Below are 14,117 nucleotides of genomic sequence, written 5' to 3' on the forward strand. Positions count from 1 at the left end.
TGTCAAGCGGCGGTGCAGCGCAAAAGATGCGGCTGCTGCTTAAAACCTCATTTGCCTATCCGCTCTGTCCACAAAGAAGGCAGCCGCGCTGCAGTGCGGCATGCATGGCTTGCACGTTTGTGTACAAACGGTATCGTCGCGACGTAGATTTTGCCACGACTTAGCCGAGCGCTTGGAAACGAGGATGACGCAGACACCGATCCGCCTCACCGTGAACGGGGCGATTCACGAGGTCGCCGCAGCAGCGGAGACGCCGCTGCTCTACGTGCTGCGCAACGACCTCGCGCTCAACGGCCCGAAATATGGTTGCGGCCTCGGCGAGTGCGGCACCTGCACCGTCCTGATCGACGGGGCCCCGGCCCGCTCCTGCGTAATTCCGGTGAGTGGCTGCGCCGGCCGTGACATCGTGACGCTCGAAGGACTCGGCACGCGCGACAAGCCCGACGTGGTGCAGCAGGCCTTCATCGACGAGCAGGCCGCGCAATGCGGCTATTGCCTCAACGGCATGATCATGACCACCAAGGCGCTGCTCGCGATCAACCCGCGGCCGACCGAGCAGGAGGCGCTCGCGGCACTGCGCTACAATCTCTGCCGCTGCGGCACGCATGTCGAAATCCTGCGCGCCGTGATGCGCGCGTCAGGCCAGCTCACCGAGGCGGCTGACTGATGGCCTCCCCTGTATCGAACGGAGCCGAGCGCCAATCCGGTTCGCTCGTCGTCGTCCGCTCGGTGGACGAAGTCACATCGGAGACCTTCGTCCGCATCACCGCGGACGGTTCGGTCACGGCCTATAATGGCCATGTCGATCTCGGTACCGGCATCCGCACCGCGCTGGGTCAGATCGTCGCCGAAGAGCTTGACGTGTCCTTTGCGCGCGTCGTGATCGTGCTCGGCGACACCGCGCTGGTGCCGAACCAGGGCGCGACGATTGCCAGCGAAACCATCCAGATCACCGCCGTTCCCTTGCGCAAGGCAGCGGCCCAGGCGCGGCAGTTCCTCATCGCGCGCGCGGCGGAGCGACTGGAGCTGCCGGAGGTCGATCTCAGGATCGAAGACGGCCTCGTGCGAGGACACGACAACCGCAGCGTCAGCTATGGCGAGTTGATTGGCGGCGAAGAGATCCGGCTCGAGCTTGCCGACGATGTCGCAGTCAAACCGGTCGGCGATTATGCCATCGTCGGTCAATCCGTCCCGCGTGTCGATCTGCCCGCCAAAGCTACGGGCGAGCTGACCTTCGTGCACGATATCCGCGTCCCCGGCATGCTGCACGGCCGCGTGGTGCGGCCGCCCTATGCCGGCGTCGATGCCGGCCCATTCGTCGGCACCAGCCTGCTCGCGGTCGATGAATCATCGGTGCGCGACATTCCCGGGCTCGTGGCCGTGGTGCGCATCGGCGACTTCGTCGGCATCGTCGCCGAGCGCGAGGAGAATGCAATTCGCGCGGCTGAACAGCTCAAGGTGAGCTGGAAGCCGACGCCGGCGTTGAACGACCTCTCCGACGTCGAGACCGCGCTGCGCGCCAATCCATCGACGCCGCGCACGCTGATCGACAAAGGCGACGTCGATGCGGCGATATCAGGCGCGGCCAAGCCGATGCAGCGCACTTACGTGTGGCCGTATCAGATGCACGCCTCGATCGGCCCGTCCTGTGCGGTTGCCGATTTCGCCGACGGCAATATCCGGGTCTGGTCGGGCACGCAAAATCCGCACGTGCTGCGCAGCGACCTCGCGCTTCTGATCGAGCGCCCCGAAAGCGAGATCGAGGTGATCCGGCTGGAGGCCGCCGGCTGCTACGGCCGCAACTGCGCAGACGATGTCACCGCCGACGCCCTGCTCCTGTCGCGCGCGGTCGGGCACCCCGTGCGCGTGCAGCTCACGCGCGAGCAGGAGCACGCCTGGGAGCCCAAGGGCACCGCGCAGCTCATCGACGTCAATGGCGGGCTCGATGCCAACGGCGGCATTGCCGCTTACGATCTCGCCACCCGTTATCCCTCGAACGCTGCGCCGACGCTGGCGCTGCTCCTCACCGGGCGCATTGCATCCGAGCCCGCCGTGCTGCAGATGGGCGACCGCACCGCAATCCCGCCCTACGATTACGATCACATGCGCGTCGTCGCCCACGACATGCCGCCGATCGTGCGCGCCTCCTGGTTCCGCGGGGTCTCCGCGCTGCCAAACACCTTTGCGCATGAATCCTATATCGACGAAGCCGCCACCGAAGCCGGCGTCGACCCGATCCAATACCGCCTGCGCTACCTCAGGGATCAGCGCGCCGTTGATCTCGTCAATGCGGTGGCCGAACGCGCGGGCTGGACGCCGCGGCCGGTGCGCGAGGAGAAGTATGGCGACATCGTGCACGGGCGCGGTTTCGCCTATGCGCTTTACGTCCATAGCAAGTTTCCCGGCTATGGCGCGGCGTGGTCGGCCTGGGTCGCCGACGTCGCGGTGAACAAGACGACCGGCGATGTCAGCGTGACGCGCGTCGTCGCCGGACAGGATTCCGGATTGATGATCAATCCGGACGGCGTGCGCCACCAGATCCACGGCAACGTCATCCAGTCCACCAGCCGTGCGCTGAGGGAGGAAGTCTCGTTCGAGCGCGGCGCGGTCGCGGCACGCGAATGGGGCGCCTATCCGATCATTCCCTTCCCGGACGTGCCCAAGATCGACGTGCTGATGCTGCCGAGGGCGGATCAGCCGCCGCTCGGCGTCGGCGAATCCGCCTCGGTGCCGAGCGCCGCGGCGATAGCGAACGCGATTTTCGATGCCACCGGTGTGCGCTTTCGTGAGCCGCCGTTCACGCCGGAACGTATCCTGAGGGGACTGCACGGCGCTGCACCGGCGACGCCGCAGGCCCTGCCCGCGCGCGCCAAGCCGTCTTCGCACATCTGGGAGAATCCCTTCGCCAAGCGCGCCGGCATTGTCGCGACGATTGCGGCGGTTTGCACCGCTGCAATCGGCATCGGCGCGGCGCTGCTGCCGGGACGCGCGATCGCGCCGATCGCGCGACCGGATGCATCGGTCTACTCCGCCGCGACAATCGCGCGCGGACAGCAACTCGCGGCATTCGGCAATTGCGCGGAGTGCCACACTACACGCAACGGCGCGCTCTACGCCGGCGGCCGCGCATTGGAGACGCCGTTCGGCACGATCTACGCGACCAACATCACGCCCGATGTGGAAACTGGAATCGGGGCCTGGTCCTACCCGGCCTTCGAGCGCGCGATGCGCGACGGGCTGCACCGCGACGGACGGCAACTCTATCCCGCCTTCCCGTACACGCATTTTTCGAAGACCAACGACGCCGACATGCAGGCGCTCTACGCTTACCTGATGACTCAGCCTGCAGTGCACGCGACGGCGCCGGCGAATACGCTCGCCTTCCCGTTCAACCTTCGCCAGCTGCTCGCGGGTTGGAATGCGCTCTTCCACCAGACAAAGGAATTCAAGCCCGACCCCGCCAAGTCCGAAGCCTGGAATCGCGGCGCCTATCTAGTCGAGAGCCTCGGCCATTGCAGCGGATGTCATTCGCCTCGCAATGCGTTGGGCGCCGAACAAGGCAACGCCTACCTCGCCGGCGGCTTTGCCGAGGGCTGGGAGGCGCCGCCGCTGACCTCACTCTCGCATGCGCCGATCCCATGGAGCGAGGACGAACTGTTCGCCTATTTGCGCACGGGCCATTCGCGCTATCACGGCGTCGCCGCCGGCCCGATGGCGCCTGTGGTCCGGGACCTCAAGGCGCTACCGGACCAGGACATCCGCGCGATGGCGGTCTATCTCAATTCGTTCAACGATGCCGCTACCGATGCGGTTGCGCTTGCCGCAAAGCTCGAGAGCGCAACCCAGGTCACAACGGGCTCTTCCACTGGCGCGCGACTTTATCAGGGCGCCTGCGCCGTTTGCCATGAGGTCGGCGGCCTGCCGCTGTTCGGGTCGCGGCCCTCCCTCGCGCTGAACAGCAATCTGCACAGCGCGACGTCGGACAATCTCATACAGGTCATCCTGCACGGCATCGCCGCACCCGTGTCGAGCGACCTCGGCTACATGCCCGCGTTCAGAAACAGCATGAGCGACGCGCAAATCGAGGAACTCGTCACCTTCCTGCGCAAGCAGTTCGCGCCGGACAAGCCGGCATGGACCGGGGTGCGGGAGACGATCGCACGCGTCCGGACGTCGACGCACTAGCGTTCATCCGTCATTCCGGGGCCCGCGCGTAGCGAGGAAGCCCGGAATCCATAATCACCAACCGGGGTTATTGATTCCGGGCTCACGGCGTCGCGTCGCCCCGGAATGATTCGAAACACTAGCCGTGCTTCTTCACCTCCACCGGCGGCGTGCCGTGGGTGTGAAAGGACTCGATCGTCTTCAGCCCCCACGCCTGGCCCTTCTTGCGCTCCTCCTCTGTCCACACGATCGGCTTCCAGTCCGGCGCGAGAATCAGGCGGGCGCCGGCATTGGCGACCTCGACGCGGTTGCCGCCGGGCTCGTAAACGTAGAGGAAGAAGGTCTGCTGAATTGCGTGCTTGTGCGGGCCGGTCTCGATGTGGATGCCGTTTTCCAGGAAGATGTCTGCAGCGCGCAATATCTCCTCGCGGCTGTCGAGCGCATAGGTGACGTGGTGGAAGCGCCCGGGCACACCCGAATGGTCGAGTGAATAGGCAAAATCGTAGCTTTTGTTCGACATCGTTAGCCACATCGCCGCTTCCCGTCCGTCGTTGAGCACGATCTGCTCGGTGAGGCGGCAGCCGAGATAGTTCTCGAAGAACTCGCGGTTCGCCTTGATGTCGACGGCGAGGCAGTTGAGATGGTCGAGACGCCGGACATTGACCCCGCGCGCGGGAAAGCGCTGCGCCTGGTTCTTCAGCGCCGGCTTCAGCTCGGGCGGCGCCTGGTACCATTCGGTCTCGTAATAGAGCTCGACGATGTGGCCGTCGGGATCGCGACAGCGGAAGGTCGGCCCCTGCCCCATGTCGCCGTCGATCCAGCCGATGTCGAAGCCGGAGCCCTTCAGCGCGGCGACGCGGCGCTCAAGCGCCTGCTGGCTGCGCGCACGCAGCGCCATGTGCTCCATGCCTGACGTCTTCGAAGCCGTCAGCTTCAGCGAATAGCGCTCGTAATCGTCCCAGCCGCGTAAGTAGACCGACTCGCCCTTCCGGCCGCTGACGGTCATCCCCATGACGTCGACGAAGAATTTCAGGCTCTCATCGGGCTTGGGCGTCAGCAATTCCATGTGGCCGAGATGGGCGAGATCAAGGATCGGTTCGGGCTGCATGGTCTCCTCCAGGACATGGCTGGGATCCGCCGGACCGGATCTCGCATCCAAATGCCGAGCTCATAAGTGGCTCGTGCCTCCGGGCGTCACCCACGGCCGAGGGTTCATTTGTACTAATGTACAAATGATTAGGTCCCGTCAACAAAAAGGCAGCGCATGCCGTGCGATGCAGCCCGGTGTACCGCCATGACCATCCTCCTCCGAACGGCGCACCGAGTGCCCGGATGGTAAAATCTTCCTTAACTGAATTTCTGCTCGAAGGCCTGGAAAAGCAGCAATTTTCGGCCAATTCCGCCGCCACGTATGCATTTGGAACAAGCCTATCGACCGAATTGTCGCAGATTTAAGAAAACGCCTGCACCTGCTGCTTAACCGTTTGTCCAGCCCCCCGCTCGCATAGTCAGGGTCAAATTCCTCGCTCATGCCAGGTTCATTTATCGTGACATCCTTTGGACGTGTGATTTCGGTACGCGGATCGCTCGCCCGGGTCGGGCTGCTGGCTGAAAGCCAGATGCCGATCTCGGAAGTTCGGGCGACCGTCGGCCGCTTCGTCAGTATTCGCAGTTCCAGTTCGGTCATCGTCGCCATGATCACCGAGGTGTCGTGCGAGAACCTGTCGAGCAGCGACAATTACATCGCGGTCGCATCGGTCGACCTGCTCGGCGAGATCCTCAACGCCAGCGACAAGCCGAAATTCCAGCGCGGCGTCACCAACTATCCGACCATCGGCGATGCCGTCGACCTGATTACCAGCCAGGAGTTGCGCACGATCTACGCGCCGACCGGATCGGACCAAATCAATGTCGGTTTCCTCCAGCAGGACCGCTCGGTCGTTGCCTACGTCGATGTCGAGGAAATGCTGTCCAAGCATTTTGCGGTACTGGGATCGACCGGCGTCGGCAAATCCACCGGCGTGTCGCTGCTGCTCAACGAGATCCTGAAGGCGCGTCCGAACCTGCGCATCTTCCTGCTCGACGTGCACAACGAATATGGCCGCTGCTTCGGCGACCGCGCGCTGGTGCTCAACCCGCGGAACCTGAAGCTGCCGTTCTGGCTGTTCAATTTCGAGGAAATCGTCGACGTGCTGTTCGGCGGCCGCGCCGGCGTACCCGAGGAGCTCGACATCCTGGCCGAGGTGATCCCGCTCGCCAAGGGTGTCTACACCCAATACCAGAACGCCGACCGCATCGGCCTCAAGCGCATCGATCCCAAGCAGGTCGGCTACACCGTCGACACCCCGGTGCCGTACCGCCTGGTCGACCTGATGTCGCTGATCGACGAGCGCATGGGCAAGCTCGAGAACCGCTCCTCGCGCATCATCTATCACAAGCTGATCTCGCGCATCGAGGCCGTGCGCAACGACCCGCGCTACGCCTTCATGTTCGACAACGCCAATGTCGGCGGCGACACCATGGCCGAGGTCATCAGCCTGCTGTTCCGTCTCCCCGCCAACGGCAAGCCGATGACGGTGATGCAGCTCGCCGGCTTCCCAGCCGAGGTCATCGATTCCGTCGTCTCGGTGCTCTGCCGCATGGCTTTCGATTTCGGCCTGTGGAGCGACGGCGTCTCGCCGCTGCTGTTCGTTTGCGAGGAAGCGCATCGCTACGCCTCCGCGGACCGCAACGTCGGATTCGGGCCGACCCGCAAGGCGGTGTCACGCATCGCCAAGGAAGGCCGCAAATACGGCGTCTATCTCGGTCTCATCACCCAGCGTCCGGCCGAGCTCGATGCCACCATCATCTCCCAGTGCAATACGCTGTTCACAATGCGTCTTGCCAACGAGCGCGACCAGGCGCTGCTGCGCGCCGCCGTGTCGGACGCTGCCGCGAACCTGCTCTCCTTCGTCCCTTCGCTCGGCACGCGTGAAGTGCTGGCTTTCGGCGAAGGCGTCGCGCTGCCGACCCGGTTGCGCTTCAAGGAGGTGCCGCCGCACCAATTGCCGCGCGGTGAGGCCACCATCAGCAGCGTGCCTTCGGTCACCTCCGGCCACGACATGCATTTCGTCAGCGCCGTGCTCGAACGCTGGCGCGGCGCGACCTCGCAGCGCGACGTGCCAAACGATCCGGTGTTCTCGGCTCCACCCGCCAAGACGCTCTCCAACGTCGACGCCCCGATGCTGCAGCCCTCGTTGGGGCTCGATCCGGACCGCTTCTCGCTGCTGAAGAAGCCGCTGCGGTAAACTGATCTCGTGTCCCGGACGCGCCGCAACGCTCTTGCGTTGCCGCGCAGAGCCGGGACCCACGCCGAACACACGCTGCACGCTCGAAACATGGGCCCCGGCTCTGCAGCGCACCGCCGAAGAGGCGCTGCGTTGCGTCCGGGGCACGAGGGCCTCACGTTGAGCATGGCGCCCGCATCGACTATGGTCTCCGGCCCAAAGCCGGAATCCATGCCATGACACAGCCCGCACAACGCTTCCCCGCTCCCGCGCTCGATACGCTGCCCGACGACATCCGCACGCGCCTTCTCGCCGTGCAGGAGAAGAGCGGGTTCGTGCCCAACGTGTTCCTGACGCTGGCCTACCGTCCCGACGAGTTCCGCGCCTTCTTCGCCTATCACGACGCGCTGATGGAAAAGGACGGCGGCCTCAGCAAGGCCGACCGCGAGATGATCGTGGTCGCGACCTCGGCCGCCAACCAGTGTCAGTATTGCGTGATCGCCCACGGCGCGATCCTGCGCATCCGCGCCAAGAACCCGCTCATCGCCGACCAGATCGCGGTGAACTACCGCAAGGCCGACATCACGCCGCGGCAGAAGGCGATGCTCGATTTCGCGATGAAGGTCTCGGCCGACGCGCAGCGGATTTCCGAGGACGATTTCGCCGCGCTCGCGCCGCACGGCTTCAGCAACGACGACATCTGGGACATCGCCGCGATCTCCGCCTTTTTCGCGCTGTCGAACCGGCTGGCGAATTTCACGGGCATGCGCCCGAATGACGAATTCTACCTGATGGGACGTTTGCCGAAGAAGTGACCACCAAGACATGACCGGGATGGATTGGCCCGAAATCCTGCTGCGCCTCGGCACCGCGACATTCGCCGGCAGCGCGATCGGCCTCAACCGCGACCTCCACGGCAAGCCGATCGGACTGAAGACGCTCGGCATCGTCGGGCTCTCCACCGCAACCGTCGTGCTGCTCGCGGTGCAGCTCGCCGAGCCTGGCAAGATCACCGATGCGGCGAGCCGCGTGATCCAAGGCATCCTGACCGGCATCGGCTTCCTCGGAGCCGGCGTCATCGTCCACGAGAGCGACCGTTTTCGGGTGCGCGGCCTGACCAGCGCGGCCTGCACCTTTCTCGCCGCCTGCCTGGGCATTGCCTGCGGCGCCGGGGAATGGAAGATCGTGCTGGTCGCGCTGGCCTTCACGTTCGTGCTGCTCACGATCGGCCGCCGCGTCGAACGCCGGCTGCATCACGCCCTCGGCGGCAAGGAAGATCCCCACCCTGCGGAGGCTGCGCCGAAGACCGGCTCCCGGGACGGCGTCTAGAATCGCAATCGCCGTGCCCATATCGGCTTCAGCAGTTCGAGCACCGTGAGCACCAGCAATCCCGCGCCGAGGGTGACCATCAGATCGTCCAGGTGCAGGGGGCCGAACCGGAAGAGGCTGGACGCAGGAGGCCAGAACAGGGCCGCGGCGAGAACGAGAGCGATTGACAGGAAAATCCAAAGCAAGGCCGGATTTGGACGGAAGAAGGCAGACAGGAAGGACGTGCTGAAGGACCGGTTGGCCAGCACCAGCGCGACGATGCAGACGACGAGCGCGATGAAGGCCAGAGTGCGCGCCTCTTCGGGCGGAACGTCCCAACGAAGCGCGACGACGAAGATCGCGGCGATCAACAAAAATGCAACAACGCCCTGCAGGACGCTCCAGCCGACCAAGGCCCACGAGAACAGCTCTGCATCGGCACGCCGCGGCGGGCGGCTCATGACATCGCGCTCCTCCCGCTCGGCTTCAAACACGAGCGAGCAGACGGGGTCGATGATCAGCTCCAGAAACGCGATGTGAACGGGGCCGAGAACCAGAGGCAGCCCGAAAACCAGCGGCAGCAGGGCAAGCCCCGCGATCGGAACGTGGACGGCGAAGATGAAGGCCATGGCCTTGCGCAGATTGTCGTAGATCCGGCGCCCCAGGCGGATGGATGCAACGATGGAGCCGAAATCGTCGTCGAGCAGGACGATCGAGGAGGCCTCGCGGGCGACGTCGGTGCCGCGGCCGCCCATCGCGATCCCAATATGGGCCGCCTTCAGGGACGGCGCATCGTTGACACCGTCGCCGGTCATTGCGACGATCTCGCCGCCGCGCTTCATCGCCTGCACGATCCGCAGCTTCTGCTCCGGCAGCACCCGCGCGAACACGTTCACGTTCCTGACGAGTGTTTCCAGCTTGCGCTCGTCGGCGCGCTTGATTTGCTCGCCGGTCGCGACCTCGTTGACGTCGAGTCCGGCCTGCCCGGCGATTGCCAAGGCGGTCGCCGGATAATCGCCCGTGATCATGACGACGCGGATGCCCGCCGAACGGCATTCGGCGACCGCCTCGGGAACGTGCGGACGCAGCGGATCGGCCAACCCGACCAGACCGAGGAAGCGAAACGAAAAGTCTTCCTGCGAACTCGGCAGGGCGTCGCCGTCGCAGGCCGCAGCGGCGACGCCCAGCACGCGAAGACCATCCTTTGCCATCTCCGCGACCGCATCCCGCATCGCGTCCTGGCCCGCCGCATCCAGCTTGCAGAGGCGCGCAATCGCTTCGGGCGCGCCTTTGGCCGAGGCGAACACGGCTGGGACGATTGCCAAACCTGGGTCATCGCCAGCAGTTCGGGGCGCAGGCCGTAGCTGCGGATCAAGGTCCGGGCACCCGGGATTTCGTCATCCTCCGGCAGGCTCGCCTGCGCGAACGCGTGCAGGGCCTTCTCCATCGGATCGAACGGTTCGGACGAACTCGCCAGAGCACTGCAACGCGCCAGCTCGAAGAACTCTGCACCCACGTATCCCGGCTGTGACGACGCCAGGCGCACGCGCGCCCCGTCGGGCAGCCTCAGCTCCGCGACCGACATCCGGTTCTGCGTCAGCGTGCCGGTCTTGTCGGTGCACAGCACGGTCGCGGAGCCCAGCACCTCGATCGCGGCCGCGCGCCGCGTCAGCACCCGCGCCTTCGAGATCCGCCACGCACCCATGGCCATGAAGACCGTGAGGACGACGGCAAACTCCTCAGGCAGCATGGACATGCCGATCGCGATGCCTCCGAGCAACGCCTGCAGCCAATCCCCGCGCAGCGTTCCGTAGAGCAGGACGGCAGCGAGGCTGATCGTGGCGCCGCCGAGAAAGCAAAGCCGCACCAGCCGTGCGGTCTGCTGCTGCAGCCGCGGCGGCTCCTGCTGCAGGCCGTGAAGCGATAATCCGATCTTCCCGATCTCGCTGCGGGGGCCGGTCGCCTCGACCTCGGCGAGGCCCTCGCCTCGCACGACCAGCGAGCCCGAATACACGAACGGCAGGTCATCGCCGCCCGGGCGATGTTCAGCCAAGGTGGCCCTTTCAGTCGAGGACCCTTTGGCGGCCAGTGTCTTGATGGCCTGCTTGCGAACCGGAACCGATTCTCCGGTCAGCAGGGACTCGTCGACCGCCAGATCATGTGCGCTGACGAGGAGTGCATCTGCCGGGACCCGATCGCCCTCAGCCAGCATGAGAAGATCGCCACGGACGACGTCCCGGCCCGCGATCCGCCGGCGCTCGCCGTCCCTGACCACGAGCGCTCGCGGACTGGTCAACTCCCGCAATGCCTCCAGCACGCGCTCGGTGCGGGTTTCCTGCACGATCGTGATCACGACGGAGATGGCGCCGAAGGCCATGAGCAGCAAGGCCTCGCGGAGGTCGCCGAGCAGCAGGTAGACCAGCCCGCCGCATAGAAGGAGCGCGAGCATCGGCTCGCGCAACACCTCGAGCACGATCCGCAACGGCGTGCGCCGTTCGGGCCGCGGCAGTTCATTGTAACCGTCCTGTTGCAGCCGCAGCCGGGCCTCGGTTTCACTGAGCCCGGCCGGACTGCCCCGTTCTGCGTTGCTCACGTCTTCCGCCGCAAGCTCCAGAGACTTCCAGCGCCCACGACGACTGTCACGAGCAAGACGGCGACGAAGGTCTGGATGATCGTGAAGTTCAGGGCATCACGCGCGACGAACAACGCGGTGAGCGCGCCGGCGGCGATAAAGACGATGCGAAAGATGAGGCTCATGGTCGTGACTCCAGCCAGCATGACCTGGAGCCGACCTCGCCCTCGCCGTCGGGGCGCAACGCTGCTTCGGCAATCATGCAGTCGAACTTTAGCCGACCGCAACGACGTGGACTTGCGGCAGGTCAAGCCTGATCCGGCCGGTCGATGGGTGCGACGTGATGTCCACGTCGCAGCGGTCAACCTCTGCATCGCTCCATGGCGGCAGCGCGCCAGGCCGCTAGCGCTTCGCCATCAAATCGAGCGCTGGAGCAAAGCGCTCCGCGAACGTCAACGACTTGGCGTGATGAACCGCGGCAAACGATGCCGAAATTCCAGCCGAAGCGACCGCGAGCAAGGCAATTACGAAAACCAGACGGCGCATGTTCGCCTCCTGTGTGAGCTCGACTACCCCATAGAGATGGGACGGCTCTGTTTCAGGACGGTTTCATGGGCGCAGAAATTGATTTCACTCAAGCGACTGTGATGGGAGTCGGCTTATCAGGGCACACGCCATAACCAACTAATAAGAATCGGCGTGTTTCGCTGTGGAATGCAAGCAGCGAGCGGAATTCTACACGCAAGTCTGCGATCCCGAGCAATGCGACGACGAGCAGTATCCGCTGCAATATGGAGTCATCGAGGATTATTCAAATGAAGATCGTGATCCAGAAGCTCAATGGCCTGTGGCACCTCATCGTCGGGTCGCACCAGATCCGAACGCCCTTCCTGGACACCGAGGACCGTGCGTTGGTGGTCACCTACGCTCGCCGCGCCTATCCCGGCGCCAGGATCTTCCAGCGCGACTGACGGCCATCGCGGCTCGCGATTCCCTCCGTCCTAATCGTCCTCCTCCGGACCGCACCAGCCGGGCAGATAGATCGCATCCTTGCTCTTCGCCGCGGACATCGCCTTCTCCAGCGCCTTGTCGAAATCGGCCTCCACGACCTTGCGCGAGACCTTTCGGCGCAGGAAGTCGGCCCACAGGAATTCCGAGAACGGCGTGGTGTCCTTGGCGAAGCCGCCCATCCGGCGCAATTCGCCGGCAAGGCTGCGGAACGGATCGTCCTTGAGATCGGCGACCGATTTCGGCAGGTCGCGGAACTGTCGCCGTTCGCCCTTGGCGTCGTAGGGATAGACCCAGCGCTTGTTGTCCATCACGCCCCAGAACGCCTCGCGCTCGACCATGCGGAGGTCGCCGACGACGGTCACCAATACCTCCTTGACGCCTTCGTCGTGCAGCGCGCGGCCGAGATGATGATGGTCGATCACGTAGTACCGCGCGTCGGGACCGTAGACGACGGGAATCATGTGCTTGCCGAGCAGATCGGCCTGCTTCTTCTTGTCGTGCTCGCGCCAGCGCTTGCGCTTCTCCTTGACCTCGCGCATGCCGACAGTCATCTGCGTCGGCCGGAGCGACAGGATCGGGACCGGATGCACTCTCGGCTCGCGCGCGTTGGTCGTAGTCATGGTCGAAGGCCCTTCGAACGGATGCAACTGACGGTTCAGGTTCCCCAATTATGACATGGGCCCTGCGACGGCAAAACGTGTTCGCGAGGACACCGGGATCACAAGCCGATGTGGGCGGTGCAATCTTGGTTGTTGTTGCAACGCAACCCTCCTGCCCCGGTCTCGGCATGCAGCCGGTTCCGCAATCGCTCCGCACCGGTCCTTGCACCAATAGTGCAAGCGCACGAATGCACGCGAGTATCGAGAAGATTTCCTGCAACGCGTTCGTCACGTATGCTATCTAAAATCGCTGCTTTGGAGTGATCCCCGCCCCATGACAACCCAGCGGCCCATAAGCTCTGACGACGAGCACCGGGTGCTCCAGTTCAGGCCGCGCACCTCGCCTTCCCCGGCGGCCCACCGCGGTAGCGGTACCGTGCAGCCGTTGCGCGTCGATCCCGAACCGCTCGACCTGTCGCGCTACGAGCACCCCCGCGCCGAGCCGGACGATTTCCGCCATCGCATGCTCGCCAACATCGCGGCGCTGGCTTTTACCATCGCGCTGACTGCAATCGGAATTTGGCTCGCGGTCAGCATCGCCGACCTGCGCCGGACCCAGGATTGCGTGCTGATGGGCCGTCGCGACTGCGCCAAGATTACGACGCCACATATCTAGGCCCGCCTGACCGCCGGCCCCGGCGGGTAAGGGACACCAGCGGGGCATCCCCAGCCCTGTCTCGGCGCTCGCCCGGCTCCATTGAACTCAGGGCGTCGCTCCGATATACGGGCTTTCGACCCGGCCAGAGGGGGGTTTGAGGGCGTCATCAGGGGCGCGATGCCCACCCACCGTGCCACTCTGGACAATCTGATAAATATCCGCAATATATCAAAGGCTTAGTGATGTCTTCCACATTCGATCAGGTCGCCACGATCATCGCTGAAACCTGCGACATCCCGCGCGACACGATCACGCCGGACAGTCATGCCATCGACGATCTCGGCATCGACAGCCTTGATTTCCTGGACATCGCGTTTGCGATCGACAAGCAATTCGGCATCAAGCTGCCGCTTGAAAAGTGGACCCAGGAGGTCAACGACGGCAAGGCGACGACCGAGCAGTATTTCGTGCTGAAGAATCTGTGCGCCCGCATCGACGAACTGGTTGCGGCCAAGGGCGCGAGCGCCTAAGGGCGCGGT

The 14,117-nt window shown here is 64.7% G+C and carries 12 protein-coding genes and 1 pseudogene; 8 read left to right on the forward strand and 5 right to left on the reverse strand.

Annotated elements, in window-relative coordinates; all coding sequences use genetic code 11:
- The first annotated feature begins 184 nt into the window (after positions 1–184).
- Complete coding sequence (locus JQ580_RS08155) at positions 185–667, forward strand: (2Fe-2S)-binding protein (protein ID WP_212279116.1); 483 nt, start codon at positions 185–187, stop codon at positions 665–667.
- The gene (locus JQ580_RS08160; protein ID WP_212279117.1) at positions 667–4,185 is read left to right on the forward strand and encodes a molybdopterin cofactor-binding domain-containing protein; all 3,519 of its coding nucleotides are present in this window, start codon (positions 667–669) and stop codon (positions 4,183–4,185) included. The genes JQ580_RS08155 and JQ580_RS08160 overlap by 1 nt, the downstream gene beginning before the upstream one ends.
- A gap of 118 nt (positions 4,186–4,303) precedes the next feature.
- On the opposite strand, the gene JQ580_RS08165 is transcribed toward JQ580_RS08160, so the two are convergent.
- On the reverse strand, positions 4,304–5,272 hold the full coding sequence (locus JQ580_RS08165; RefSeq protein ID WP_212279118.1) for a catechol 2,3-dioxygenase: 969 nt from the start codon (positions 5,270–5,272) through the stop codon (positions 4,304–4,306).
- A 421-nt stretch (positions 5,273–5,693) separates the two neighbouring features.
- Here JQ580_RS08165 and JQ580_RS08170 point away from each other — a divergent pair, with 421 nt between their 5' ends.
- From JQ580_RS08170 to JQ580_RS08180, 3 genes are all read left to right on the forward strand, one after another.
- A complete protein-coding gene (locus tag JQ580_RS08170; RefSeq protein ID WP_212279119.1) occupies positions 5,694–7,451 on the forward strand; it encodes an ATP-binding protein in 1,758 nt (585 codons plus the stop codon).
- Between the two features lie 215 nt (positions 7,452–7,666).
- Complete coding sequence (locus tag JQ580_RS08175) at positions 7,667–8,245, forward strand: peroxidase-related enzyme (RefSeq protein WP_212279120.1); 579 nt, start codon at positions 7,667–7,669, stop codon at positions 8,243–8,245.
- Positions 8,246–8,255: 10 nt separating this feature from the next.
- Entirely contained in the window at positions 8,256–8,759 is a 504-nt protein-coding gene (locus tag JQ580_RS08180) for an MgtC/SapB family protein (protein ID WP_212279121.1), read from the forward strand.
- Here JQ580_RS08180 and JQ580_RS08185 read toward each other — a convergent pair.
- The 3 genes and pseudogenes from JQ580_RS08185 to JQ580_RS08195 all read right to left on the reverse strand — a co-directional run bounded on the left by JQ580_RS08185 (position 8,756) and on the right by JQ580_RS08195 (position 11,856).
- Positions 8,756–11,331: pseudogene (locus JQ580_RS08185) on the reverse strand (HAD-IC family P-type ATPase). The gene JQ580_RS08180 and the pseudogene JQ580_RS08185 overlap by 4 nt on opposite strands.
- Positions 11,328–11,495, reverse strand: a complete 168-nt coding sequence (locus tag JQ580_RS08190) for a hypothetical protein (protein ID WP_212279122.1) — start codon at positions 11,493–11,495, stop codon at positions 11,328–11,330. Before JQ580_RS08190 ends, JQ580_RS08185 begins: the two are co-directional and overlap by 4 nt.
- Before the next feature lie 217 nt (positions 11,496–11,712).
- Positions 11,713–11,856, reverse strand: a complete 144-nt coding sequence (locus JQ580_RS08195; RefSeq protein ID WP_212279123.1) for a hypothetical protein — start codon at positions 11,854–11,856, stop codon at positions 11,713–11,715.
- Positions 11,857–12,125: 269 nt separating this feature from the next.
- Between JQ580_RS08195 and JQ580_RS08200 the strand changes: the two genes are divergently transcribed.
- Positions 12,126–12,281, forward strand: coding sequence for a hypothetical protein (locus JQ580_RS08200; RefSeq protein ID WP_212279124.1), 156 nt, complete (start codon positions 12,126–12,128; stop codon positions 12,279–12,281).
- 30 nt (positions 12,282–12,311) lie between these two features.
- Here JQ580_RS08200 and JQ580_RS08205 read toward each other — a convergent pair whose 3' ends face one another.
- Complete coding sequence (locus JQ580_RS08205) at positions 12,312–12,941, reverse strand: ParB-like protein (protein ID WP_212279125.1); 630 nt, start codon at positions 12,939–12,941, stop codon at positions 12,312–12,314.
- A 313-nt stretch (positions 12,942–13,254) separates the two neighbouring features.
- Here JQ580_RS08205 and JQ580_RS08210 point away from each other — a divergent pair, with 313 nt between their 5' ends.
- Both JQ580_RS08210 and JQ580_RS08215 read left to right on the forward strand, forming a co-directional pair.
- Positions 13,255–13,596: a hypothetical protein gene (locus JQ580_RS08210; protein WP_212279126.1), complete on the forward strand. Its 342-nt coding sequence runs from the start codon at positions 13,255–13,257 to the stop codon at positions 13,594–13,596.
- A 224-nt stretch (positions 13,597–13,820) separates the two neighbouring features.
- A complete protein-coding gene (locus JQ580_RS08215; RefSeq protein ID WP_007592476.1) occupies positions 13,821–14,108 on the forward strand; it encodes an acyl carrier protein in 288 nt (95 codons plus the stop codon).
- Positions 14,109–14,117: the final 9 nt, after the last annotated feature.

It is taken from the genome of Bradyrhizobium sp. SZCCT0148, from assembly GCF_018129985.1.
Taxonomy (GTDB): Bacteria; Pseudomonadota; Alphaproteobacteria; order Rhizobiales; family Xanthobacteraceae; genus Bradyrhizobium; species Bradyrhizobium japonicum_H.